Origin of the sequence: Denitrovibrio acetiphilus DSM 12809, from assembly GCF_000025725.1 — a bacterium.
In the GTDB taxonomy this organism is placed as follows: domain Bacteria; phylum Chrysiogenota; class Deferribacteres; order Deferribacterales; family Geovibrionaceae; genus Denitrovibrio; species Denitrovibrio acetiphilus.
On record NC_013943.1, the window covers coordinates 1,091,850 to 1,115,506 of the forward strand.

Annotated in this window: 26 protein-coding genes; 17 read left to right on the forward strand and 9 right to left on the reverse strand. The window is 42.7% G+C overall.

Annotation, left to right across the window (positions count from 1 at the left end; translation table 11 throughout):
• Positions 1 to 384: 384 nt before the first annotated feature.
• Complete coding sequence (locus DACET_RS05240; protein WP_013010349.1) at positions 385 to 1,203, reverse strand: NAD(+)--dinitrogen-reductase ADP-D-ribosyltransferase; 819 nt, start codon at positions 1,201 to 1,203, stop codon at positions 385 to 387.
• Between the two features lie 37 nt (positions 1,204 to 1,240).
• Here DACET_RS05240 and draG point away from each other — a divergent pair, with 37 nt between their 5' ends.
• Both draG and DACET_RS05250 read left to right on the forward strand, forming a co-directional pair.
• A complete protein-coding gene (draG, locus tag DACET_RS05245) occupies positions 1,241 to 2,134 on the forward strand; it encodes an ADP-ribosyl-[dinitrogen reductase] hydrolase (RefSeq protein ID WP_013010350.1) in 894 nt (297 codons plus the stop codon).
• Complete coding sequence (locus DACET_RS05250; protein ID WP_013010351.1) at positions 2,124 to 2,570, forward strand: macro domain-containing protein; 447 nt, start codon at positions 2,124 to 2,126, stop codon at positions 2,568 to 2,570. Before draG ends, DACET_RS05250 begins: the two co-directional genes overlap by 11 nt.
• Positions 2,571 to 2,615: 45 nt before the next feature.
• Here DACET_RS05250 and DACET_RS05255 read toward each other — a convergent pair whose 3' ends face one another.
• A complete protein-coding gene (locus tag DACET_RS05255; protein ID WP_041230171.1) occupies positions 2,616 to 2,804 on the reverse strand; it encodes a hypothetical protein in 189 nt (62 codons plus the stop codon).
• Positions 2,805 to 2,996: 192 nt separating this feature from the next.
• Here DACET_RS05255 and nifH point away from each other — a divergent pair, with 192 nt between their 5' ends.
• From nifH to DACET_RS05295, 8 genes are all read left to right on the forward strand, one after another.
• Positions 2,997 to 3,869 carry a nitrogenase iron protein gene (nifH, locus tag DACET_RS05260; RefSeq protein WP_013010353.1) on the forward strand — a complete coding sequence of 291 codons (873 nt, stop codon included), beginning with the start codon at positions 2,997 to 2,999 and terminating at the stop codon, positions 3,867 to 3,869.
• 100 nt (positions 3,870 to 3,969) lie between these two features.
• Positions 3,970 to 5,412 (forward strand): nitrogenase molybdenum-iron protein alpha chain, encoded by a 1,443-nt coding sequence (gene nifD / locus DACET_RS05265; RefSeq protein ID WP_013010354.1) that lies wholly within the window; start codon positions 3,970 to 3,972, stop codon positions 5,410 to 5,412.
• 18 nt (positions 5,413 to 5,430) lie between these two features.
• Positions 5,431 to 6,942 (forward strand): nitrogenase molybdenum-iron protein subunit beta, encoded by a 1,512-nt coding sequence (gene nifK / locus DACET_RS05270; protein ID WP_013010355.1) that lies wholly within the window; start codon positions 5,431 to 5,433, stop codon positions 6,940 to 6,942.
• Positions 6,943 to 6,946: 4 nt separating this feature from the next.
• Complete coding sequence (gene nifT / locus DACET_RS05275; RefSeq protein ID WP_013010356.1) at positions 6,947 to 7,156, forward strand: putative nitrogen fixation protein NifT; 210 nt, start codon at positions 6,947 to 6,949, stop codon at positions 7,154 to 7,156.
• A gap of 214 nt (positions 7,157 to 7,370) precedes the next feature.
• Positions 7,371 to 8,735: a nitrogenase iron-molybdenum cofactor biosynthesis protein NifE gene (gene nifE, locus DACET_RS05280; protein WP_013010357.1), complete on the forward strand. Its 1,365-nt coding sequence runs from the start codon at positions 7,371 to 7,373 to the stop codon at positions 8,733 to 8,735.
• Positions 8,735 to 10,048 carry a nitrogenase iron-molybdenum cofactor biosynthesis protein NifN gene (nifN, locus tag DACET_RS05285; RefSeq protein ID WP_013010358.1) on the forward strand — a complete coding sequence of 438 codons (1,314 nt, stop codon included), beginning with the start codon at positions 8,735 to 8,737 and terminating at the stop codon, positions 10,046 to 10,048. Before nifE ends, nifN begins: the two co-directional genes overlap by 1 nt.
• A 16-nt stretch (positions 10,049 to 10,064) precedes the next feature.
• A complete protein-coding gene (gene nifX / locus DACET_RS05290) occupies positions 10,065 to 10,436 on the forward strand; it encodes a nitrogen fixation protein NifX (protein WP_013010359.1) in 372 nt (123 codons plus the stop codon).
• Positions 10,437 to 10,439: 3 nt separating this feature from the next.
• Positions 10,440 to 10,862, forward strand: coding sequence for a NifX-associated nitrogen fixation protein (locus DACET_RS05295; RefSeq protein ID WP_013010360.1), 423 nt, complete (start codon positions 10,440 to 10,442; stop codon positions 10,860 to 10,862).
• Between the two features lie 107 nt (positions 10,863 to 10,969).
• On the opposite strand, the gene nifV is transcribed toward DACET_RS05295, so the two are convergent.
• Positions 10,970 to 12,100, reverse strand: a complete 1,131-nt coding sequence (gene nifV / locus DACET_RS05300; protein ID WP_013010361.1) for a homocitrate synthase — start codon at positions 12,098 to 12,100, stop codon at positions 10,970 to 10,972.
• A gap of 259 nt (positions 12,101 to 12,359) precedes the next feature.
• Here nifV and nifB point away from each other — a divergent pair, with 259 nt between their 5' ends.
• Positions 12,360 to 13,700 carry a nitrogenase cofactor biosynthesis protein NifB gene (nifB, locus tag DACET_RS15965; protein WP_013010362.1) on the forward strand — a complete coding sequence of 447 codons (1,341 nt, stop codon included), beginning with the start codon at positions 12,360 to 12,362 and terminating at the stop codon, positions 13,698 to 13,700.
• A gap of 31 nt (positions 13,701 to 13,731) precedes the next feature.
• Positions 13,732 to 14,028: a hypothetical protein gene (locus tag DACET_RS05310; protein WP_013010363.1), complete on the forward strand. Its 297-nt coding sequence runs from the start codon at positions 13,732 to 13,734 to the stop codon at positions 14,026 to 14,028.
• Positions 14,029 to 14,126: 98 nt separating this feature from the next.
• On the opposite strand, the gene pyk is transcribed toward DACET_RS05310, so the two are convergent.
• A complete protein-coding gene (pyk, locus tag DACET_RS05315) occupies positions 14,127 to 15,536 on the reverse strand; it encodes a pyruvate kinase (protein ID WP_013010364.1) in 1,410 nt (469 codons plus the stop codon).
• A 182-nt stretch (positions 15,537 to 15,718) separates the two neighbouring features.
• On the opposite strand from pyk, the gene DACET_RS05320 reads away from it, so the two are divergent.
• Together DACET_RS05320 and DACET_RS05325 are read left to right on the forward strand one after the other, a co-directional pair.
• Positions 15,719 to 16,045 carry a DUF2325 domain-containing protein gene (locus DACET_RS05320; RefSeq protein ID WP_013010365.1) on the forward strand — a complete coding sequence of 109 codons (327 nt, stop codon included), beginning with the start codon at positions 15,719 to 15,721 and terminating at the stop codon, positions 16,043 to 16,045.
• Positions 16,045 to 16,419 (forward strand): DUF2023 family protein, encoded by a 375-nt coding sequence (locus tag DACET_RS05325; protein ID WP_013010366.1) that lies wholly within the window; start codon positions 16,045 to 16,047, stop codon positions 16,417 to 16,419. The genes DACET_RS05320 and DACET_RS05325 overlap by 1 nt, the downstream gene beginning before the upstream one ends.
• Positions 16,420 to 16,566: 147 nt before the next feature.
• On the opposite strand, the gene DACET_RS05330 is transcribed toward DACET_RS05325, so the two are convergent.
• The gene (locus DACET_RS05330; protein WP_013010367.1) at positions 16,567 to 17,106 is read right to left on the reverse strand and encodes an Hsp20/alpha crystallin family protein; all 540 of its coding nucleotides are present in this window, start codon (positions 17,104 to 17,106) and stop codon (positions 16,567 to 16,569) included.
• 217 nt (positions 17,107 to 17,323) lie between these two features.
• Between DACET_RS05330 and DACET_RS05335 the strand changes: the two genes are divergently transcribed.
• Entirely contained in the window at positions 17,324 to 17,710 is a 387-nt protein-coding gene (locus tag DACET_RS05335; protein ID WP_013010368.1) for an HIT family protein, read from the forward strand.
• 14 nt (positions 17,711 to 17,724) lie between these two features.
• On the opposite strand, the gene DACET_RS15455 is transcribed toward DACET_RS05335, so the two are convergent.
• A complete protein-coding gene (locus DACET_RS15455) occupies positions 17,725 to 19,365 on the reverse strand; it encodes an ArnT family glycosyltransferase (protein WP_013010369.1) in 1,641 nt (546 codons plus the stop codon).
• 140 nt (positions 19,366 to 19,505) lie between these two features.
• Between DACET_RS15455 and DACET_RS05345 the strand changes: the two genes are divergently transcribed.
• Positions 19,506 to 20,189, forward strand: a complete 684-nt coding sequence (locus tag DACET_RS05345) for a response regulator transcription factor (protein ID WP_013010370.1) — start codon at positions 19,506 to 19,508, stop codon at positions 20,187 to 20,189.
• On the forward strand, positions 20,179 to 21,516 hold the full coding sequence (locus DACET_RS05350) for a sensor histidine kinase (RefSeq protein WP_169304191.1): 1,338 nt from the start codon (positions 20,179 to 20,181) through the stop codon (positions 21,514 to 21,516). Before DACET_RS05345 ends, DACET_RS05350 begins: the two co-directional genes overlap by 11 nt.
• 125 nt (positions 21,517 to 21,641) lie before the next feature.
• Here DACET_RS05350 and DACET_RS05355 read toward each other — a convergent pair whose 3' ends face one another.
• From DACET_RS05355 to DACET_RS05365, 3 genes are read right to left on the reverse strand one after another with little or no spacing between them, the layout of a single operon-like run.
• Positions 21,642 to 21,944, reverse strand: a complete 303-nt coding sequence (locus DACET_RS05355; protein WP_013010372.1) for a cupin domain-containing protein — start codon at positions 21,942 to 21,944, stop codon at positions 21,642 to 21,644.
• On the reverse strand, positions 21,941 to 23,101 hold the full coding sequence (locus DACET_RS05360) for an MFS transporter (RefSeq protein WP_013010373.1): 1,161 nt from the start codon (positions 23,099 to 23,101) through the stop codon (positions 21,941 to 21,943). The genes DACET_RS05355 and DACET_RS05360 overlap by 4 nt, the downstream gene beginning before the upstream one ends.
• The gene (locus DACET_RS05365) at positions 23,098 to 23,535 is read right to left on the reverse strand and encodes a MarR family winged helix-turn-helix transcriptional regulator (protein WP_013010374.1); all 438 of its coding nucleotides are present in this window, start codon (positions 23,533 to 23,535) and stop codon (positions 23,098 to 23,100) included. The genes DACET_RS05360 and DACET_RS05365 overlap by 4 nt, the downstream gene beginning before the upstream one ends.
• Positions 23,536 to 23,657: the final 122 nt, after the last annotated feature.

Sequence of the window (23,657 nt, forward strand, 5' to 3'; positions counted from 1 at the left end):
TTGATGCAGAATATGGTAAAATATGTCAGGTTCCGAAATAGAGTGAGAGGGGGGCGCAGTTATCAGTCTGCGTCATCCCTTTTTCCTGTTTTATGCGTGGATGAATGAGCTAATCACAGCTTTAGAGCTTATAAGTCATTGCGGGGAATGTAATGACGAAGCAATCGCAGGATTAACGAGTCCAGAGACTGCCGCAGCCCTGCGGGCTTCGTAGTGACGTATTTTGCGCTCTATATGTTAAGCATGAACGAAGCATAAACCCCCGGGTTTACCCGTGGGAATCTACGTATAATTGTTTGGATGAAATCCGGCGTAGCGAGAATTAGGCTTGCTTTTAACAAGTCGAATGACCGAATTACTTTTACAGGAGTGTAAAAAAAAGTATTAGTAATAGGTTACTTCCGTGTCGTATCGTCCACCGAGGACGAGGTATTCCTTTTCGCCGACAAATTTGACCTTCGGCAGGACTTCAGAAAAGAATACTATTTTCGTATACGGAATTGATGACTGGAGTATATAGTCTCCGAACTGAGAAGCTATGTCTCTGTCGGAAGTAAAGGATACCAGAGAGTTTTGTTCGATGCATATTTTTTTATCCTGCAGGTCTTTGACAACGAGGTGCTCAGAAAGGTCATTGACCCCCCGGTAAAGTGTGATTTTTGGCAGAGTATCCTTATAGAAGGTTTCCAGAACCACCTGAGTGTAAGTGTATAGGAGGTCGAGTTGATGAAAAATAAGGTTTTTGTTATGCCTCATGTCCATCTTCTCAACCATATAGTCATAGTATTCTTCAGAGTTTACATCATAAATAATATCTTTATGAAAGAAGGGCGTTATTCCGAAGCGACTTTCAACCCAGCCTTTCATCACAGCGCCCTCGATACTGTTAGAGTCGAAGAGCCACCCTTTGAGAAGTCTGGTGTAGCTCCCCATTTTTTTCCCGTTGTGTCTCTCAGAGAGGGAAAAGAGAGAATCCATAGATCCTGTGAAAATGTAGGCCGCCTCTTCAATGTCTTTGGATTTTTTTATAGCTTTGAATATATCTGCATAGTATTCCCACACTCCGCTTATGGTTATGGGGAGCACATTCATATTATACTCGTTGCTTACGAACATGCCTGTGGGGATGTTGATAAGATTTGTGTAGTGGTAAAACCTTTTCAGATCTTTGAGTTTACTGATGGTTTTCTTTTTGATGCTCATGATAGTGAATAATGAAATAAGTTGGCAGAGTTTGCAAATGAAAAATGATACAAAGCCGAATGTTACTGCAAGTTATGTCGGGCTTGCGATTGGTGATGCACTTGGAGCGACCACCGAGTTTATGACTCCGCGGGAGATACAGGCTTCTTATGGTGTGCACAACAGAATAATAGGCGGCGGCTGGCTGCACCTCAGACCCGGACGGGTAACAGACGATACTGAGATGAGCCTAGCCCTCGGAAAGAGTATTATTGACTCCGGTGGTTTCTGTCTTTCATCTGTTGGTGACCATTTTGTAACATGGATGCGGTCAAAACCTGTGGATATAGGCAGTACGGTACGCAAGGGGATCAGGGATTATATGCTGAACGGCACAACTATTTCTGATGAATCTGAAATGTCAGCAGGGAACGGTGCGGCTATGCGGAACCTCCCTGTCATAATATATTGTCTCAAAAAGTGGGATTATTTCGAAGATATGACTCTGCATCAATCCCATCTGACCCATAACAATGCCAAGTCGGATCTCATTACTCTCTGTTTCGGAGAGATGGTAAAGGTATTGCTTGACACCGGTGACAAGCTTAAGGCTCTGAATATTGCAAATAAGCTGATCAAGATACATCCGAAATTTTCATACTCAAGGTATAAAGGTGAGAGCTCGGGGTATATTGTCGATACTTTTAAAACTGTTTTGCACCATTTTGCTGACAGTTCAGATTTTGAAGAAACACTCCTGCGTGTGGTTAATCAGGGGGGGGACGCTGATACCAACGGAGCTATTGCCGGAATGCTTGCCGGAGCTCTTTACGGAATGGACAGCATACCCGGAAAATGGCTCAGAAAGGTTGATCAGAACGTTATTAGTGATATAAAAATACAAACGAAGAAGCTTCTTGAGCTTCCTGTGAGGTATAGTGATGAAGTTTGAAACTGCTAATTTGATTGATTTTCTCGGTGCTTTTCCTGTTGTTATAACAACAAACGGCACAGTGAAAAAGGACGGTAAGGCAAACCTCGGAAGGGGTAATGCAAAAGAGGTGGGCGGGGTTTGCTGCTGGGTTGCTGAAAAGCTAGGCAGGCTTATTGTTGATAGCGGAAACCATGTGCACTACCTTGGTGATAACCTGATAAGCTTTCCTGTGGAGGAGACCTGGACATCACAGGCGGATATCAGGCTTGTTGAAAGGTCTGCTTACGAGCTTAAGGATCTTGCAGATCATAAGGGGTGGGATAAAGTTTATATGCCTTTGCCGGGCTGCGGGTTTGGCGGGCTGCGCCCTTCAGATGTGATTTCTGTTCTTGCACATATACTTGACGACAGATTTATTGTTCTGAATAAAGGGACAATACCCTCTGTGCTTTAAATCAGGCACCGGACAAACTTACTGTCAGATGCCTGATATTTTGTTTCAGTAAGGGAGAGGGAGCCCAAGTTCCTTTTTAATCAGGTTGTAAACTTCCATATGTGTTGAATAGCTGATTTCACCTGATTTACATTTTTCTTTTAAAAATACGGCAACTTTGTCTTTTTTTGTTGGATAAAGTGATGCCACGTATTTGATTTCGTAATCCTTATCTTTAAATATATAATTCGGCAAGTGTGATAACATAGAATTATTTTTAAATAGATTTAGACCTGCCTTTTGTCGTAATTGTCATGTTTGTGACATAACAACACACACTACCAAACCTTACAATGAATAGTGACAATCCTTTGATATCAGTGGTTTATGTTTTGGCATGTAACTTGTTATATAGTTCGTGACATCAATAATCAAAGGAGGCTCACAATGGCTTTAAGACAAATAGCATTTTATGGAAAAGGTGGTATCGGTAAATCCACAACATCCCAGAACACACTTGCTGCTATGGCAGAAATGGGCAAAAAAATAATGATCGTCGGCTGTGACCCTAAAGCTGACTCAACAAGACTTATACTTCACTCTAAAGCACAATCAACTATAATGGAGCTCGCTGCTGAAGCAGGCTCAGTTGAAGACCTTGAACTTGATGACGTTCTCAAAGCCGGTTATCTTGATATACGCTGCGTAGAGGCAGGCGGTCCGGAACCCGGTGTCGGCTGTGCTGGTCGTGGTGTTATTACCGCTATCAACTTCCTTGAGGAAGAGGGTGCATACGAAGAAGACCTCGATTTCGTTTCATATGACGTTCTCGGTGACGTTGTTTGCGGTGGTTTCGCAATGCCTATTCGTGAGGGTAAAGCTCAGGAGATATACATTGTTACATCCGGTGAGATGATGGCTATGTATGCTGCCAACAACATTTCAAAAGGTATCCTTAAATATGCTAATTCCGGTGGTGTTCGTCTTGCAGGTCTCATCTGTAATGAAAGGCAGACTGACCGTGAGGATGAGCTCATTTCAGAACTCGCAAGTAAGATCAACACACAGATGATCCACTTTGTACCAAGGGACAACATTGTTCAGCACGCAGAACTCCGTAGAATGACTGTCGTTGAATATGACGGTAAATGCAAACAGGCTGACGAATACAGAACTCTCGCTAACAAAATCATAAACAATAAAATGTTCAACATCCCGACACCGGTTAGCATGCAGGAACTTGAAGATCTCCTTATGGAGTTCGGTATCATCACTGAAGATGATGAAGCTATCGTTGGTAAGAAGGCTCACGAAGCTTAATCAGTAAGCGCACTGATTAAAAAACATCTGAAAGAGAATCCGCTTAGTGCTTGCTTGTTCCTAAGGGCTGACGGGCTAGATAATAAAAGAGGTAATACACATGTCCAAAAAGAATGTACATGAACATGGCGTTGAGGTGATGGAAGAGATCCTCGACGGGTATAATGATAAAACAAAGAAAGACAGAAAGAAAAAGCTGGATGTTGTTAAAGCTGATGACGTTAAATGCGGAATCAACGCTAACAGGAAAATCCGCCCGGGCGTTATGTCTATGCGCGGTTGTGCATATGCCGGTGCGAAGGGTGTGGTTTTCGGTCCTATTAAAGATATGATCCACATCTCTCATGGTCCTGTTGGCTGCGGTCAGTATTCATGGGCTGCGAGAAGAAACTTTGCCAACGGGATACCTGGTATAGATAATTATGTGACAATGCAGATCACTTCCGACTTTCAAGAGAAAGACATCGTTTTCGGCGGTGACAAAAAGCTTACAAACATGATAGAGGAAGCAAATAATCTCTTCCCCCTTAACAAAGGTGTATCAATACTCTCCGAGTGCCCTATTGGTCTTATCGGTGATGATATAGAAGCTGTTGCAAGACAAACTGCAAAAACAATAGAGAAACCAGTAATTCCTTGCCGTTGTGAAGGCTTCCGAGGTGTTTCACAGTCACTCGGACACCACATTGCAAACGACTCCCTAAGAGACTGGGTGTACGAGAAAGACCTTCAGGGTGCTGCTTTCGAAGCTTCTCCTTATGATGTTGCTCTCATTGGTGACTATAACATCGGCGGTGACGCCTGGAGCTCCCGTATGATTCTCGAAGACATGGGGCTTAACATCGTAGCGCAATCCACAGGTGATGCTTCTGTGAGCGAGATAGCGAACACCTCCAAGGCTAAGGTCATCCTTATCCACTGCTACCGCTCTATGAACTACATCTCAAGATATCTTGAAGAGAAACACGGTATCCCATGGCTTGAGTTCAACTTCTTTGGTCCAACTCAGGTCTTTAAGTCTATGAGAAAGATAGCTGAAATGTTCGATGATAAGATCAAAGAACAGACAGAAAAGATAATCAAAGAGAAATACGAACCTGAATTCGCTAAGATTGTTGAGAAATTCAAACCAAGACTCGAAGGTAAAAACTGTATGCTCTTTGTCGGAGGTCTCCGCCCAAGGCACACAATACCTGCTTTCCGTGATCTCGGTGTAGAGGTGGGTATCACAGGTTATGAATTTGCGCACAATGATGACTATGCAAGAACACTCGAATACATAGACAAGACAACATTCATCGTAGATGACATGAACGAATATGAAATGGAAAAACTTCTTGAAAACTTCAAACCAGACCTCGTTGGTTCCGGTATCAAAGAGAAATATTCCACACAGAAAGCTGGTATCCCGTTCCGCCAGATGCACTCTTGGGACTATAGCGGTCCTTACCACGGTCTTGATGGTTTTGCAGTATTTGCAAGAGACATGGACATGGCTGTTAACGGTCCTGTCTGGAAAAAAGTTACACCGCCGTGGAAATAATATCAGGGAGTTAATACTATGAGTGAAAAACTGAACATAAAAGATCATATTGAGCTTTTCAAGCGCGAAGATTACATCGAGCTGTTTGAAAATAAAAAGAAATACGAAGGCGGCGAGTCTGACGAAAGGATCCAGGAGATTCTTGAGTGGACAAAAACAGAGGAATACAAAAAGATCAACTTCGAAAGAAAAGACCTCGTTGTTAACCCTCTTAAAGCCTGCCAGCCCCTCGGCGGCTACTATGCGGCTATCGGGTTTGAGAAGACTATGCCTTTCGTACACGGTTCACAGGGGTGTGCTTCCTATTTCCGCTCACACTTCATGCGTCATTTCCGTGAGCCTTTTCCCGGTTCATGCGACGCTATGACAGAAGATGCTGCGGTTTTCGGCGGTCATAACGCACTGTATCTCGGTCTTCAGAACACATACGAGCTGTTCAAGCCGGAGATGATAGCTATCTGCACATCATGCATGGCAGAGGTTATTGGCGACGACCTTAACAACTTTGTGAAAAACGCTAAGAATGAAGGGTATATTCCTGAAGATTTCCCTGTGACATACGCTCACACACCTTCTTTTGTCGGTTCTCACGTTGTCGGTTATGATGCCATGATCGCTGCGATCCTTACACAGCTTGGTGAACTTAAAGAAGAGAAAAATGACAAGATCAATGTCGTAATGGGCTTTGACACATACGTTGCTAACTATGACGAGATCAAACGCATCTTTAAACTCTTCGGTGCAGAGCTAAACCTTATCAGTGACCCGTCAGAGGTGCTTAATTCACCTGCTGACGGCGAATATAAGATGTACTACGGCGGTACGCCTCTTGCTGATGTTAAAGATGCTCCGAATGCTAAAAGCGCTATCCTTATGCAGAAATATTCTCTTCTTAAAACAAAAGAGCTTCTTGAAGGATGGGGACAGGAAGTAAAAGTTGTAAGTCCATACGGTATCGAAGGTACTGACGAGCTTATGATGGCACTGTCTGAGCTGACCGGAAAACCTGTTCCTGCTGAACTTGAAAAAGAACGCGGACAGCTTGTTGACGCAATCGGTGACTCATATTACTGGGTACATGGTAAGACTTTCGGCATAAACGGTGACCCTGACTTCTCTCTTGCTCTTTCAAGGTTCGTAATGGAACTTGGCGGAGAGCCTGTACATGTTCTTGTTACAAACGGTTCAAAAACATGGGGGAAAGAGTGCGACGCTCTTCTTCAGAGCTCAGAGTACGGCAAAGGCGGAAAAGCTTACCCGCAGAAAGATATGTGGCACTACCGTTCACTTCTTTTCACAGAGCCGGTGGACTATATGATAGGTAACTCTTACGGTAAGTTTCTTGAGCGTGATACAGGGATACCACTTATCCGTATGGGATTCCCTCTTCAGGACAGACATCACCTTCACAGATATCCTACCCTTGGCTACAAAGGCGGGGTGCAGATGCTCACATGGATAGTGAATGAGATTCTTGATGATATAGACTTCAGAACAAAGGATAGTGCAAGCTATGACCTTCTGAGGTGATTCTATGAAAGTAACTTTAAATAAGAAAGGGGGCGTATACTCGGTATACGTCCCAAAAAAAGATCTGGAAGAATTGGTAGTTGAGGTTGAGCAGCAGGGCGCATGGGGTGGACTTTTTACCCTGAACAACGGGTGGATACTGGAATTCCCAGAATTGGACGAAGAGCCTGAGCTGCCGCAGACCTTTAATACAAAGCTTGTAAGCAGAGGTTAAAGAAACCTTTTATATGTCATGCTGAGGAGTACTTATAAGTACAAAGTGATCATCTCTTTTAAATATGAGGTTGTCGCGGCTGTTTTACAGCCCTCAGGGTGACCCATAAAGAGTTTCTGTTATAAAGCCTGTTATACAAAGGCATCGTAAAGATGCGCAACATCAGAGGGATAGTTAGGAGTAATTATTCTTTCTGATAATCAGGGAGTTGAAGATGAGGCTTAAATTACAGACACTGGTTAATGAGCCGGGCTGCGATCATAACCAGTCAAAAACCGATAAACAGAAGAAAGAAGCGTGTAAGAAACCTACACCGGGTGCAACAGCGGGCGGATGCGCTTTTGACGGCGCACAAATAGTTCTCCTGCCTGTGGCGGATGCCGCACATCTTATCCACGGACCTATTACATGCTGCGGACACAGCTATAACAACAGAGGCACACGCACCACGGTGGGTGATCTGCACGATTATGGCTTTACAACTGATATATCTGAAATGGATATTATCATGGGTTCTGAAAAGAAACTGAAAGAATCAATTAAATATATTACTGAAAAATATCGGCCAAAGGCTGTTTTTGTATATTCGACCTGTGTTACAGCCATGATTGGTGAAGATATAGCACAGGTTTGTAAAGACGTTTCCAGTGAGGTGAGGCTGCCTGTTATTCCGGTCGACTCCCCCGGTTTTGCAGGCAGCAAGAACCTCGGAAACAAATTCGCAGGTAATTCTATAGTGGAATATGTGGTGGGCACAAAAGAGCCTGAAGCTGTTCCGGAAAATTCCATCAATCTCATAGGTGAATATAACATTGCCGGAGAGCTCTGGCAGATTGAGCCTATATTAAAAGACCTCGGAATAAATCTATTATCCAAAATGACAGGTAACGCAACTTACGACGAGCTCGCCTATGCAAACAAGGCACAGGTTTCTGTGGTTATATGCAGCCGTGCTCTTATCTCTATTGCCCGTCAGCTTAAGGATAAATACGAGATACCATATCTTGAGGGTTCGTTTTACAGCATGAAGCAGACAAAGCAGACCTTACTGAAGATCGCTGAGCTTCTAAAAAATGATGAACTCAAATCTAAAATAGAAAAATACTGCGCAGAGAAAGAGGAGGCAACATATGCTGAGCTTGAGCCTTATCTTCCTGTGCTTAAAGGTAAAAAAGTACTTGTTTATACAGGCGGCGTAAAAAGCTGGTCTGTGCTCCATCAGTTGGAAGAGCTTGGGATGGAAGTTATTAAATCCAGCACAAGAAAATCAACGGAAGAGGATATAGACAGGATCCTCGACCACTTCGAAGGCGACCAGTCTGCCCTTATGCCAAAGGGGGATGGAAGAACGATCCTGAACCTGATCAAAGAGCATAACGCACATCTCCTTTTGGCAGGGGGCAGAAATATGTATAACGCAATGAAAGAGCAGATACCGTTTCTGGATGTAAATCAGGAGCGCCATTTTGCTTTCGCAGGTTATGAAGGTATGGTGGAGCTCGCCAGACACATGGCATATACGCTGACTTCTCCTGTTTTTGACGTTGCACACAGCAAAGCCCCGTGGGAGGTGATGTAGTGGTCAGAGTTATAGAAAAACCATTAAGTGTTAACCCTCTGAAGAAGAGTCAGGTGATGGGGGCTGTTACAGTTTTCCTCGGTATAGATTCATGTATGCCTCTGGTGCACGGTTCACAGGGGTGTATGGCTTTTACAAAGAATTTCCTCACTCAGCACTACAGAGAGGTTACACCCATGCAGAGTACTGCTGTGTTCGACATAGCAACCATTCTGGGTGACGATTCTAATCTGCAGGATGGGCTCAAAAATGTCATTGATAAGCTTAAACCTAAGGTGATAGGGCTTGTGACGACTGGCATGACTGAGACCAGAGGGGACGACATCAAAGCTGTTCTTTCAAGATTCAGAGAAAAATATCCTGACTATGCAGATACTGTTATTGTGCCTGTCAGTACGCCTGATTTTGCCGGTGATGCTGAGACAGGTTATGCAGAGGCAGTGGCGCAGATTCTGACCGTGGCTGTAAAACCGGAGGCTGGAAAAGAATATAAAGATAAGAAGTGCATCAATATACTTGCGGGGATGCACCTTAACGCCGCAGACATCGACTGGCTGAAAAGGCTGTTTGCCGATTTCGGGCTGGATGCTTTTGTACTTCCCGATCTTGCGTCTACAATGGGCGGACAGGTCACAAGGTTTTACTCTCTGCCGGAAGAGGGCGCTAGGCTTTCTGATATCGAGAGTGCAGGCTGTGCAGATTTTTCAATTGCTGTTGGCGCAAGTATGGAAAAAGCTGCTGATGTTCTGCTTGAAAATCACAGTGTACCTTATAAAAAGTTCGATACACTGATGGGTGTGAAAGCTACAGATGAGCTTCTGAGCTGGCTTATAGACTATACAGGAAAACCTGTTCCTGAGTGGGTTAAAATTGAGCGCAAAAGAGCTGTCGATGCCATGCTTGACGCTCACTTCAGCTTTGGCGGGAAAACATGCTCGATTGCCGGCGAGCCTGATCTGCTTTACGGTTTTGGCAAGTTTCTGAGCGAGGAGTTTGGCATAAAACTGGAGTGCCTTGTTACAACAGCGAAGACAGGTCATTTTGAGACTCTGAAAGCGGACAATATTATATTTGGCGACCTTGGGGATCTGGAAGAAAACATCGGCAAATCTGACTTTATAATAGCCAATACCAACGCGGAACACATATGCAAGAGGAAGAAGCTGCCTTTATATAAAGCCGGATATCCCGTGAAGGAGACGCTCGGTCATTTTCACAGAAACTTTATCGGCTACAGAGGGGCTATGCAGCTTGCGTTCGACATTGGCAATATTTGCCTTGAAAAAGATATAGAAAAATCACACAAAATTTAAAATACAGGAGATTAAAATGAAAATAGCTTTTTGCACAACTGACATGGAAACTGTTAACCAGCACTTCGGAAGGGCTGACAAAGTTGCTATCTACGACATAGACGACAAAGAATATTCACTGGCCGAGGTTAGGGAATTTATTCCTGTAGATCCGGACAATCCTGAGCATAAAGTTGACACTGAAACTAAAGCGGAAGCTCTCAGAGACTGCGCAATACTTTATGTCGCAGAGATAGGCGGACCTGCCGCTGCTCATGTTATCAAAAACAGGATTCACCCTGTCAAAGTTACTGAACCCGTACAGATAACTGAAGTTCTCGATAATCTGAAAACAACACTCGCTGGCAACCCTGCCCCTTGGCTGAAAAAGGCAATGCTGAAGGCGTAGCTTATGAAGAAATTCATGGAAACTCTGAATGCAAAGCTGCGGGCTCATGATGCCTATGGCGTGTGGAAAAAGATAGACGACGAAACCATAATATCAAGGCATTTTGTACTCAGCAAAGAGGACAAAAAGAAGATAGATGTTTATGGTAAAATGCCTGATGACGTGGTCGCTAAGATACGCCTTTTTTATGAAGCTGTGGCGCAGACAGTAGAGTGGCAGACAGGTAAGATGGCTATAACTGTGCTTGACATCAACACAGAGGGTTTCGGGCGGGCACTCGTTGTCTACGAAGATACAATTCTCTGCCAGAAGGTTCATCGTAACGCTCATAAGTTCGGGTTTAAAGACCTGGCATCAATTGAGGAAGAGGGGGGGAAACTTGTCTCTGGCTGTCTGAAAAAAGTAGAAGAGATATCCGAAGAATAAAATGCAGTACGCATACATAATAAAAAAAGGCGACTTATCACGGTCGCCCTTTTTCGTAGTTCTTTTCATATGAACAGCATTAGTAAAAAGAGATGAGCAGATTCTAATTATGCTGTGGTATCCCGTACAACATTACATACCTTACTGTAAAGACCGATAACCTGAGCCTTGTTCAGCACAGCTTTGTTTTTGCGTGCGAGTTTCTTCGCCTCGTGCAAAAGCCCTGTGAGCTGGTAACTTTCAAGCACTATCCCCTCCTGCTCCAGTATGTACTTCAGCACTGCAAGCCCTGACTGGTTGCCGAATACAAGGTTACGCTGCATATTCAGCTCTGCCGGGTCGAAGGCTTCGTAGTTTTTAGGGTTTTTCAGAACACCGTCAGTGTGTATGCCTGATTCGTGTGTAAACATAAATTCGCCTATGACAGGTCTCTGGGGATCAAGGTTTCGTCCGGCAGCCTGTGCCACATATTCGGAGAGTGAGCGCATTGTTTTGGTGTCAAATGCATCATCCATGCCGTACACATGCCTTGATGCCATAATTATCTCTTCAAGCGGTGCGTTCCCTGCACGTTCACCAAGCCCTATAACGGTTGTGTTAACGTGGGTGGCACCTGCACGAACGGCTGCAAGGGCGTTTGCAGTTGCCATGCCGAAATCGTTATGTGTATGAATCTCTATATCCATAGAGGTTATTTCACGTATTTTTGCTGTCAGTTCATAGGTTTTGAATGGGTCGAGGATTCCCACCGTATCACAGAAACGGAATCTGTCTGCTCCGTGGGCTTCGATAGTTCTGATATATTCTGCGAGAAAATCGAAATCGGCACGGGAGGCATCTTCTCCGCCTACTGATATATATAAGTCATGGTTTGCGCAAAAATCGAGCACCGATTTCACCTGATCCAGTATCCATCCCCTTGTCTTGTTCAGTTTGGTGTTTATCTGCACATCAGACATAGGCAGTGATATCTCAATTGAGTTTGCGCCCGCAGCTATGGAGGCCTGTACATCTCCTATCAAAGCTCTGTTCCATGCTATGATACGTGCATCCAGTCCGAGTTCCATTATTGATTCAAACATACGGGATTCTGCAAGCCCCATAACCGGTATGCCCGCTTCTATCTCCTGAACGCCGATAGCGTCCAGATGTTTTACTATTGTGAGCTTCTCTTTTCGTGAGAATGCCACACCAGGGGTCTGCTCCCCGTCTCTGAGTGTTGTGTCGTCTATAATCATAATACACCCCGCTTATGTCAGAATAGTATGCAAAGAGTGTGCCAGAGTTACGGGATATGTCGGGACATAGCTAAAATGTAGCAGAGAAGGGCTTTCCAGCCTATATGCAGAAATCTGAAACGTTACACTCATTACACTGCACCGGTTACCAAACAGACAATTTGTCAGGAATCTGACATTAAGCATACGGTGAAACCCTTGATATCAGGGACTTGTTGAACTGGCATAAAGGTTGCTTTGATAAAGGCGGAGGCGGAACATGCAAAAAGACGCAATAAGAGAAAAGATAGAAAAGCACCCTTGTTACTGCAAAGATGCTCACGACAAATACGCAAGGATACACCTCCCTGTCGCTCCTGCGTGTAACATACAGTGCAACTACTGTAACAGAAAGTATGACTGCTCCAATGAATCAAGACCCGGTGTTACAAGCGGTGTTCTGAACCCTGAACAAGCACTTGAAAAAGTAATAATGATAGAACAGTCCTTAGAAAACCTGTCCGTTGTGGGTATTGCCGGTCCTGGTGATGCGCTTGCGAACCCCACTGCCACGTTTCAGACACTTCGTCTGCTGAAGGCATACAAAGCAGAGCTTATACCCTGCATCAGCACAAACGGACTCAACCTCCCGGACTATATAGACGAAATAGAAGAGCTGGGCATAAGCCACGTAACGGTTACAATGAACGCTGTTGACCCTGAAGTAGGGCAGCATATATACAGCTGGATACATCACGAAGGTGTAACATATCACGGTGTGGAGGCCGCTGCAAAGCTTCTTGAAAGACAGCTTCAGGGGGTAGAGATGCTCGTTGAGAGGGGCATCCTGGTTAAGATCAACACCGTTCTTATACCTGGTATAAATGACAGCCACATAACAGAAGTTGCAAAAAAGATTAAAGAACTGGGTGTTTTTATACACAACATCCTGCCTCTGATGAGCAAGCCTGAGTATGGAACAAAATTCGCCAAGGATGGTGTTCCGGAACCGGATATAAAGATGATAGCCAAAGCACGCTTTGACTGTGCAGAAATCATGGGCGGTTTCGACAATGTTATGCAGCACTGCCGTCAGTGCAGGGCAGATGCCATAGGTAAGCTCGGACAGGACTTCGACATCAACTCGCTTAGCGATGAGATCATAAACAACTCCTCAGCGGTGAAGGCACAGGTGATGAACATTCATCGTGCCTTCTCCTCTAAAGCTGTTCAGGAGAGAACATCCAAAGCTTCGAGAAATAGAATGGTGCTGGTTGCAGTAGCTACAGAAAATCAGTATTTCTCGGACGTTACTTTTAAAAATGCCCGTACATTTTATGTATACGAAGTGTCAGGCTGGGGGGCTCACTTGCGTGAGATAAGAACCCTTCGGTATGACGACTCTGATGCATGTATAAAGTTGTCTGGACATCTTCGTAATGTTCAGGAGCTTCTGAATGACTGTTCTGTGATGGTTTGCAGTGTTGCCGGAAAGAGCGCAGTAGACGAGATGCGCAGAAGAGGCATCATCATAGACACTACAGGCGGACACAAAGTGCTGGAAGATGCAGCGTGGCATACCGGCATGAAAAGACTGAAAGACAGTAGAGTCACAGCATAACCTCAGCATGAAAAAAGATGGGAGTCTGAATATGCAGTTACAACAAAACTTATCCGGCGGTTCAACATCTGCTGACATCGCCGCACTTTTGAAAAATGACGGTTACAAACTTATCAAAGGGGTTTGTGAAGACATTGATGTAGGAAACATTACAACAAGTATGATGATCCGGTCGGGGAAGAGACTCGTTTCTCTGCTCATACCAAACGGTGAAGCGAAGATATCCGGTGCTGAAGTAGGGAGACCGATATATTGTCTGATCAAAGGGAAGGATATTTATGTGTTCCGAGACATAAAATACATGATGAACAAAATACTTGATAAATAATCAAGTTCTATTGCGGGGAGTGTACAGGCATTGTGTCACCCCAATCAAACCCGTTGCCTGTTCACGCTGGGGGGCGGTTCACCCCCCTCCCCGATTTTTTATATTTCGTAAACTCTTATCAGGTTTGTTGATCCTTCGGAACCGAGGGGGATGCCGGATGTTATTACTATTCTGTCGCCTTTTCCGGCAAAACCTTTCGCTACTGCCATTTCTGCTGCACTGGAGAACATCTCCTCTGCTTCTTCAAAAGCTTCGCTCAAGCCTGGTATAACGCCCCATGATATATTAAGTTTTCTGTAAGTTCCCAGTTTGGATGTGAGTCCCAAGATAGGGCATTCCGGACGGAACCTTGCGACACTTCTTGCGGTGAACCCTGAGTTTGTATAAGCGACAATTGCCTTTGCGCCCAGATCTTTTGCAAGCCAGCTTGCAGACCTTCCAACTGCCCATGCTACAGTCTTATCTGAAACATGTTCGCTGCTTGCGATATCAAGGTTGTACTGAATGTTTTCTTCTGTGGCAAGAGCTATTCTGTTCATAACATTGACAGATTCCAACGGGTATTCTCCTGAAGCAGTTTCCTCTGAGAGCATAACTGCGCAAGTGCCGTCAAATATCGCATTAGCCACATCCGTACACTCGGCACGGGTTGGACGGTAGTTAGAGACCATGCTTTTGAGCATTTGGGTGGCTGTGATAACAATTTTGCCCTCTTTGCGTGCAGCTCTTATAATCTGTTTCTGTATGACAGGGACTTCATAAAGAGACATCTCAACGCCGAGGTCACCTCTTGCAACCATAACGCCGTCAACCATTTCAAGTATTTCGTCTATATTCTGAACTGCCTGCGGTTTTTCTATTTTTGCTATCAGCATCGGTTTGTTTTTATCACGTTTGATCATATCGCTTATCTTTACAAGATCGGCTGCACTGCGTACGAAAGAGAGGGCAACAATATCCACCCCTTTTTTCAAGCCGAACTCAAGGTCTTTTCTATCCTTTTCGGTAAAGGCGACGACGCTGAGGCTTGAGCACGGCATATTGACGCCTTTCTTAGAGAAGGCTGTGCCTCCATTGAGCACTCTGCATGTAGCGTTGTGTCCTTTCAGGTCTTCCACCATAAGGTCCATTGCTCCGTCTGCCAGAAGTATCCTGTCGCCCACAGAGAGGTCTTTTGCCAGATGTTCGTACTGAACAGGAATGACACCTTCGGAGGCAAAGTTTTCAGATGCGAGTACGCAGGTATCACCGGGGTTTAGCTTTATTCCTTCTTCCGGCAGTTCTCCAAGTCTTATTTTAGGGCCGCATAAATCCTGTAAAATGCTGACACAGATACCTTTTTCTTCTGCCAGTTCACGGACGATGTCAATTATGGCGCCGTGGCTTTCGTGTGTTCCGTGGGAGAAGTTCAGGCGTACAACGTTCATTCCTGCATCTATCATGTCTGAGATAGTTCCTCTGTCGAATGAAGATGGTCCCAGTGTTGCAACAATTTTTGTTTTTCTCATTTAGTGGCTCCTTGCTGAGTGCATATAAAAGAATAGTTTATGTTTCATTAACTTACAACACGAGTTTGATTAAATTAACATAAAATTTATATTTATATTTCACTTGTGCCTAACAAAAAAACTTGACATGGTCTATTAATAATGATAATCAATATCAATAAGATTTATTGCGAGGGGATTTTATGAAAGTAAGTGTGATTGGCGGACTCGCCCGTATGGAAAAAGAATATGTTAACGCTTTTAAAAAAGTTGGCTGCAAAGCTAAGATATTTAATACAAAATCAGGACGTATGGACGAATCACTCAAATGCTCAGAGTGTGTTGTGCTCCTTACAAAGCTGTCCAGCCACAACATGGCAAACACAGCAAAAAAGATTTGTAAAAAGTATGACATACCACTTGTCTGTCTTGATAAAACAAGCCCGGAGTCAGTTTGTTGCGCTTTGCAGGACTACATTAACTGTGATGACTGTGAATTCTCTAACCTTTGCATGAGACGGGCTAATTAATGCAGGATACAAATCTTAGGCTTTTTTCTCATATGGTCTATGAGTATAAGAAGGGTGTCCGCAGGCTTGCGATGTATACATGCAGTGAAAACGAATGTGAATTCTGCATCAAAAAACTCGAAAAAAGTGAAATAACTTATATGGTTGCTACTGCCGGTGACGGGAAATCGAATATCTTTTTCGGAGATTGTCCCTGCATAAGCATTCTGGAAAGTTTCGGCAAAGAAAAGTTAAATGAGTTTGATCAGAAAGAAGATTTTATACTTGGGATACTGTTAGGTTATGATGTCACAAGGCAGTGTGAACGCTATATCAGCATGTCAGATATGGATAAGTGCATGGGCTGCTCTGTCAGCACTCAGCAAGGTGCTTAGCTATGTACTACACTGTCGCACTTTTTCTCCCTTATAGCCCGGTACTGTTAACGTGCTGGGCTTATTAAAAAGGCCCCGCTTGTTTTGATGCGGAGCCTAGGAGGGAGTAGTGTTAGTTGTGAAGTCTCTGTGCAGTTGTCTGCGGTATTAGTGAGAGTTGATTGCTATTTTCTTTACTATAGAACCAGATATTTGTTTTTTGGGTATACTGACCTTCAGTACACCGTTTTTGAATTCTGCCCTGATACTGTTTTGATCTGCATTTTCCGGCAGTGTCAGAACCCTTCTGAAGCTGCCGTATGACCTTTCCACCCGGTGGTAGTTCTCTTCTCTGGTTTTTGATTCGTTTTTTTTCTCACCAGAGATCACAAGTGAATTATCTACTAATTCAATAGATATATCCTTTTCTTCCACACCCGGCACTTCCACAGAGATTTTGTAATCATCCTGCGTTTCTCCAAGGTCAAGAGTCGGTTTGAGTATTTCAGCAAACCCTCTATGCATTGACGGAATATCTGTCCAAAAGTCTCTTGTTAATGAGTTGAACAGGTTGTCCATCTCCCGTTGTACCCTATGGAATGGGTGCTCAAAAGAACCGATTCTGTTTTTCACAATATCTGTGCTTGTTTTTTCTTCCTCTTCCTCGTTTTTAAACCAATTCCAAGGAACTAACTTTTTAACGCTCATAGCTAACCTCCGAAGAATAGTTTTGTTACACTTATTAAGATATACCTGAGTGCTGCTCTGTCAAGTTTTATGATTAAGTTTCATCATATAATCTGTGATTGTCGTAAGTAACTGGTAACCTGTCATAATAAATACTACATGTTTCATTGTTGTTCTGATATGCTGTATGCATTACCTGAATGTTGAGTAAAGAATCAGTTCAGAGGAGCTTTTTATTATGGATAATAACTGCCCCTTCTGCACCATTGATGAGACCAAAATAGTTTTAAGGAACGAGACATGCTTTGCAGTATACGATATTTTTCCTGCTACAGAGGGGCACATGCTTGTTGTTCCCTTAAGGCATGCACCGTCGTTTTTTGATTATACCCCTGAAGAAATCAGTGACGTGTGGGCTCTTGTTAGTGAATGTAAAGGGCTGCTGGATGAGCGGTTTTCTCCCGATGGCTATAATATTGGTATGAACCTCGGCGAATGTGCCGGACAGACAGTTTTTCATCTGCATATACACATCATCCCCAGAAGGATAGGTGATACTGAAAACCCTAAAGGCGGTATCCGTCATGCGGTGAGAGGGAAAGGGAGCTACGGACCCCGCCGATAAGCAGGCGTTCATGTTTATCTTTTACTGAGAAGTTCTGCTTCCTGGTTTTGATTCTGTTTATCATTTATACTGAAAAGATGCCAAAGGGTGCGACCTGTGTTGTCGGTAATCTGATACTGCTCTTTAAGGCTGCAACTTTCCATGACCTTACTGACCAACTCTTCATTTTCTCTGTCATTTGCCAGCAGTAATGCTTCTGAATCAATTGCAGCTAAGTCACCTTTAGTGATTTTTGTAATCTTTACACCTGCCGCCCACACAGTTTTTAAATTATCGTTGAATGCATAAAGTTTTTTCTGCTTCAACGCTTCATAGTTTCTCAGATCTAGGAGCTTTACAGGAGAGTTCTCCTTCATAAATTTTGATGCAAGGGGTGGGATGCTGTACAGGCTTAGTGCAAATATCAGGCTTATTGAGTATATGTATGTTTTCCATGAATGGTTTATGAAACTTCTTATAAGTATATATATCAAAGATATGTCCGTTACCAGCACCGCAATCATATATGTATGAAATTCTGAAGAAATCATATAATAAACCGCTGACAATGCTGTTGCTGTTGCAATAATAGTTGAGAGGGAAAGATAGATGCAAACCTGTATTTTATCTCTGTATCCTGACATGGTGCTGAGATATTTAAGGTAGTACCCGATTAGGAATGACATTGGAATTGTTGCGGGGAGAAGGTACCTGTCTTTCTTTTCAGGAATTATACTCAGAAGAATTATCATTACCACAGTCCATAGAAAGAGCATTTTATAATTTTTTATATCTCTAATGCGTTTTCTGGCATACGGCACCCAGAGCAAAGGGGTAAACATGAATACCCATATGCCTGACATTGCTGGGAATTTTAGGTAATACCAAATAGGTTGAATATGTTTGTTGAACCATGCATTAGTTTCTTTTCCTGCCACATGGTGAGATAAATCCGGAGCGTGCAGATACAGGTAGATAAACCAAGGCAGAACTATACTGAGGGATACGATTATCATTATCAAAAGAGGTCTTGAGTTGTTTTTATATATGTTTTTTCCGTAAGTTACTGTCATGCTTATTATGAATGGAAGTAAAAGCGCATAAAAAGCGACAGGGCCTTTGCTCATCCACGAAAGCCCCATAAGAACGCCTGATGCAGCAAAACAGCAGTATTTGCCGTTTTCGGACGTAAAGCCCTTATGGAGCATCCATATTGCTCCAACCATAAAGCTGTGACAGAAGATGTCCCACGTCCCTTTTCTCGCCATGTACATAAACATATAGCTTGTAGATAGTGCTATTGCAGCATATGAGGCAGTTTCTCTGTCTTTTGTTACTGCTTTAGCAAATGAGTAAAACGAAAATATTAAAAACAGTGCTGCTAGACCTGCGGGGAATCTGTTTGCCGTGAGGTTGGTGTCAGATTTGACCGCCATCATAGCCAGAGCTGTTGCCCATGTGGGGAGTGGCGGTTTGGCTATACGTATTTCACCGTTCATAGTGGGGATCAACCAGTGGTTATCTTGTACCATCTCTCTGGCTGTGACAAAGTTTCTTGCCTCCATCAGACCAACGTGCATAAGCTGACTGTTAACAAATATACCGCTGAATATTAAGAATATCAGTCCTGCTCCGTATATGTATTTACTGTGTTTGAATTGTATTTTAGCTTTCATGCCATGGAGCTTACTCCGGCATTAATGAAGAACTTATGAAGATGAAATCTGAACGCAGATACAACTTGTTGTGATTCTAACTGTCGGAATATATAATATGTTTGAACACAATAGAGTTCGCGAAAGGATTTACAGCATTTATGAAAATATTAATTGTGGATGATGAAGTTCAGCTTGTTGATGAACTGAAGTCGATACTTGAAAAAAGTAAATATTCCGTTGATACTGCCGTATCTGGTGATTCTGGTCTGGATAAGATTTTTGACAATGAGTACAGCCTCATTATACTGGATGTTATGCTGCCTGTTATGGACGGTTTCTGTATACTGGAGGCTGTTAGAGAAGCATCGATAACTACGCCTGTGCTTATGCTGACAGCGAAATCTGATGTCAGCGACAGGATAAAAGGGCTGGACAAAGGATCAGATGATTATCTGGTTAAGCCGTTTGCCGTATCCGAACTTCTCGCAAGGGTGCGTGCTCTGCTCAGAAGAGACAATCTCGACAAAAATCCCTTTCTGAAGGTTGCAGACATTGTTTTGAACACGGTCTCATGTGATGTGGTTAAAGACGGACATCCACTAAAGCTGACGAGAAAAGAGTATATGGTTTTTGAATATCTTCTGTACAACAAAAACAGAGTAGTAACCAAAGCAGCGCTCGCGGGGCATGTGTGGGGAGATGAGTTTGACGAGTTTAATGCCTCTAATTTTATTGACGTTCATATTAAAAATCTCAGAAAAAAGATAGGTGATGAAAACCATCTGATTATACGCACTAAGAGGGGAATAGGGTATATTATTAATGATCAGAATGAAAATTAGAAACAGAATAATCTCTTATGTTTTTGCTTCCTGTGCCGTTGTTGTGGCTATTTTTTCATTCACCGTTTATTACGAAATGCGAGAACTTCTGATGATGAATCTTGATTCAGAAATCAGGCATATCAGAAATACATTGCAAGATGAAATTGAAAGTTCGGACAGGTCGTTAGCAGACATCTTGTCTGATGACGAATATTCATATTTTTTAATATGGGTTGATGGGGGAGGTTCTGTGCAGGTGTCTCCCGCTGCTGCAGGTGTCGAAAAACCGTCCAGTGAGAAAACAAGATTTCTTAAAAAAATGGTTTTTAATAACAACCCTAAGGTTATTTCTGAATATTACAGGTTTAACAGAAAAGTTCTCTCTATCAAAGGTGCTGATTATGAGGTTCTGACCGGTATTCCTATTAAAAAAATCGAAGAGGAGCTGGGCGAAATTATCCGTACTTTTTTTATTGCAGCATTTTTGTCTTTGCTGTTTATCGGCGGGGCAGGGGTGCTTATTTCTAACTCAATACTTAGGCCGGTCAAAAATATTATTAAATCAAGCAACATAATAAACAGTAAAAATCTTAGCCTCCGGATTGATAACCCTGATACGAACGATGAAATAGACGAGCTTATCACTACCCTGAACAAATTATTTGAGAGGCTTGAAAGGGCGTTTGAGATGCAGAGCGAGTTTATTGCAAATATCTCCCATGAAATAAAAACCCCTCTTGCTGTCATAGGTGTTTTGACTGATGAAGAACTTCAGTCAGAGTCACTCACTGATGGGGAGCTTGAGTACCTGAACAAAATTAATTACAACCTGAGCAGAATCAATAAGCTTACCAGAGACCTGATCAATCTAAGTTATATAGAGACAAAAGATGTTGAACTTTCAGAAAAAGTTGATTTTGTGCCTGCCATAAATGAGATTTTAGATAATTTTTCTGAAATGATCGCAGATAAGAACCTGAATATCTCATGTTCTTTTGAAGATGTGTTAATAACAGGTAACAGCAGATTAATATACAGCGCCATCTCAAACCTGATCCATAATGCAGTTAAATATAACGTTCGAGACGGCTATATTGACATAAGAACTAAAGCCTCTGGTGGTAAAGTAGAATTTGTCATTTCAAACTCTTGTGTTCATGTGTCTGATGAAAACATTAACAGGCTTTTTGACCGTTTCTATCGTGTGGAAAAGTCAAGATCCCGTGAGTATGGCGGAGCTGGGTTGGGACTGTCGATAGTCAAAGAGATTGTGCTTAGGCATGGTGGCACGGTTTATGCCGACAGACATGGTGATACCGGGATAAGCTTTACCTTGATTCTTTAAGTTTCTTTGCTAATTAAAGTCTATTTGCGATACTGATATTTCAGGTTCAATTACATTCCCTTGTCTCACAGCAATTCAATATCCCGGTATTTGGCTGAGGCTATAATTATGTATTTGGGAAAAAATTATTTTCCTTCATTAAGCCTGTCAGGGTGAATGATTACAATTTTTACCGGGGTTGTTTTGGATCTGATAACGTGCCTTGTCCCTGCGGGGATTTCTTTCATTGCTAACCCTGTGAGATTTTCAACTTTTTCACCGAGCTGAAGTTCAATTTCACCTTCAAGCAAAACGAGAATTTCATCATATTCGTGTGCTTCGTCAGGGGATACTGCTCCTTCTTTTGCAAAAACTGTTTCAACCTCAAATTCGTTTCTGGCTCCTATGAAGAGTCTGGAAATATCCGGAATTGGTAAATCATTTTTCATGCTGTTCTCCTTATGTTAAAAAATAAGCCTGAAGCAAAATGTATTATCAGTATTACTGCCAGACCAGCCATGCTTATAGATACGAGTAAAAAGATATTGCTTATACCGTTTCCTGTTGTTAGCAGTGCAGCTCTGTCTGTTATAAGAGGGCTTGCAAATTGACCGGCGTATAGGAAGCTGCTGACTACGGACGTACCTGCTGCTGAATTTGTCTCATTTTTTAATGATGTTACACCGTTCATTATAAAAGGTACGAAAGCTCCCATACTGAAACCTCCCGCCATGAGAGCTATTGTGACCACCGGAAGCATTGGATAAGAAGCGAGCAGATAAAATGAAATTGAGAAAACTGTTAAAAGTACAATCGGAAGCCATCTTTTAAGCAGTTTATTTATTTTTCCAAAGACAAGCCCAGTTATAAAAGCTGTTCCGTTCATTACTGATATTGCAATGCCTGATATTTCTGATCCGCCTAGCCCTTTTTGAGAAATATAAAGTGAAATATTTATGGGGATTGTATAAAAAACGACCATTAGCAAAAATATAGCTATGCCCCACATAAGGTAACCTGCTGAGTTTTTAATCTTTATTTTATCAGAACCTGAGTCTTTTGATTTGGGTTTGTTGTCGGGTATATATAGTGCAACCAGTATGAGAACTATGATCCCAAGCAGATAGACCCCGAAGGATGCTCTCCAGTGATATGCAGCCAGGAAGCCTGAAAGTATTGTTGCCGTTACTCCCCCCAGGTTATTTGCTGCTCCTGCGAACCCCATTGTCTGTATTTTTTCATCTCCGCTATAGATGTCTGCAATAATACCCATTGATATAGGCATCAGGATTCCTACTCCGGCTCCAAGGATGAAACGCATAGCAAGTAATACTGTAATACTGTCTGCAAAACCACCTCCGGCACCACCGAATGTGTAAAGTATGAGACCTGTATAAATAAGAGTCTTTCTTGATATTTTATTACTCAGAAATCCGGTGATAAGCGACACGGGAATGATTGCCAGCGCTGGGGTTGACAGAACTAATTTGCCCAGTATTGCTGGAGAATCAGGGAATGCTGCCACTATGTCAGCAATGGCAGGTGCAACGGCAGCTCCGGACATAATTGTTAATAATGATAGGGAAAGTATAGCAATTTTAGTCATTTTAAACTCTTAAGCATGTTGTCGAGATTTTTATCTATTTTATCTGAAAGCTTGAAATACAGGTTTATCTCTTCGTCTGTGAAATCATTGAATAATTTTTGAGTTGTTCTTCTTAGTATCAGGATGAGTTCGTCTTTTATTGTGTAACCTTTGATTGTTACATTTATAATGTTTCGTCTTTTATTCCTTTTGTCTATCTGACGGGTGACATACCCCTGCTTGACAAGTGCTGTGATAGCCCGTGTTGCCGAGCTTTTGTCGTAGTGAAGATTTGCAGCAAGCTCATCCTGATGCACACCGTCATGTTCATATAAATATGTGAGAAATGGTATAACTGAATACGATAAGTTCAAACTGTTGACTTTTGCATCTAAATACCTGCTTATGCTCCTTGATATGTGTGAAATCTGTTTTCCGGCAGAACGGTCTGGCATTATCTCCTCCACTGTTGCGTATGCAACAATGATCGATTATAACTGTTGCGCTGTCAACGGTTATTTTGTGTTTTGTTGAATTAAAAACGTAATATTGTTTTATATAAGTTGTTTAGCAAGCC

Coding starts and splice junctions, on each gene's coding strand:
- DACET_RS05240 (WP_013010349.1), bottom strand. CDS start 1,203: ATGAGCATCAAAAAGAAAACCATCAGTAAACTCAAAGATCTGAAAAGG.
- draG (WP_013010350.1), top strand. CDS start 1,241: ATGAAAAATGATACAAAGCCGAATGTTACTGCAAGTTATGTCGGGCTT.
- DACET_RS05250 (WP_013010351.1), top strand. CDS start 2,124: ATGAAGTTTGAAACTGCTAATTTGATTGATTTTCTCGGTGCTTTTCCT.
- nifH (WP_013010353.1), top strand. CDS start 2,997: ATGGCTTTAAGACAAATAGCATTTTATGGAAAAGGTGGTATCGGTAAA.
- nifD (WP_013010354.1), top strand. CDS start 3,970: ATGTCCAAAAAGAATGTACATGAACATGGCGTTGAGGTGATGGAAGAG.
- nifK (WP_013010355.1), top strand. CDS start 5,431: ATGAGTGAAAAACTGAACATAAAAGATCATATTGAGCTTTTCAAGCGC.
- nifT (WP_013010356.1), top strand. CDS start 6,947: ATGAAAGTAACTTTAAATAAGAAAGGGGGCGTATACTCGGTATACGTC.
- nifE (WP_013010357.1), top strand. CDS start 7,371: ATGAGGCTTAAATTACAGACACTGGTTAATGAGCCGGGCTGCGATCAT.
- nifX (WP_013010359.1), top strand. CDS start 10,065: ATGAAAATAGCTTTTTGCACAACTGACATGGAAACTGTTAACCAGCAC.
- DACET_RS05295 (WP_013010360.1), top strand. CDS start 10,440: ATGAAGAAATTCATGGAAACTCTGAATGCAAAGCTGCGGGCTCATGAT.
- nifV (WP_013010361.1), bottom strand. CDS start 12,100: ATGATTATAGACGACACAACACTCAGAGACGGGGAGCAGACCCCTGGT.
- nifB (WP_013010362.1), top strand. CDS start 12,360: ATGCAAAAAGACGCAATAAGAGAAAAGATAGAAAAGCACCCTTGTTAC.
- DACET_RS05310 (WP_013010363.1), top strand. CDS start 13,732: ATGCAGTTACAACAAAACTTATCCGGCGGTTCAACATCTGCTGACATC.
- pyk (WP_013010364.1), bottom strand. CDS start 15,536: ATGAGAAAAACAAAAATTGTTGCAACACTGGGACCATCTTCATTCGAC.
- DACET_RS05320 (WP_013010365.1), top strand. CDS start 15,719: ATGAAAGTAAGTGTGATTGGCGGACTCGCCCGTATGGAAAAAGAATAT.
- DACET_RS05325 (WP_013010366.1), top strand. CDS start 16,045: ATGCAGGATACAAATCTTAGGCTTTTTTCTCATATGGTCTATGAGTAT.
- DACET_RS05330 (WP_013010367.1), bottom strand. CDS start 17,106: ATGAGCGTTAAAAAGTTAGTTCCTTGGAATTGGTTTAAAAACGAGGAA.
- DACET_RS05335 (WP_013010368.1), top strand. CDS start 17,324: ATGGATAATAACTGCCCCTTCTGCACCATTGATGAGACCAAAATAGTT.
- DACET_RS15455 (WP_013010369.1), bottom strand. CDS start 19,365: ATGAAAGCTAAAATACAATTCAAACACAGTAAATACATATACGGAGCA.
- DACET_RS05345 (WP_013010370.1), top strand. CDS start 19,506: ATGAAAATATTAATTGTGGATGATGAAGTTCAGCTTGTTGATGAACTG.
- DACET_RS05350 (WP_169304191.1), top strand. CDS start 20,179: ATGAAAATTAGAAACAGAATAATCTCTTATGTTTTTGCTTCCTGTGCC.
- DACET_RS05355 (WP_013010372.1), bottom strand. CDS start 21,944: ATGAAAAATGATTTACCAATTCCGGATATTTCCAGACTCTTCATAGGA.
- DACET_RS05360 (WP_013010373.1), bottom strand. CDS start 23,101: ATGACTAAAATTGCTATACTTTCCCTATCATTATTAACAATTATGTCC.
- DACET_RS05365 (WP_013010374.1), bottom strand. CDS start 23,535: ATGCCAGACCGTTCTGCCGGAAAACAGATTTCACACATATCAAGGAGC.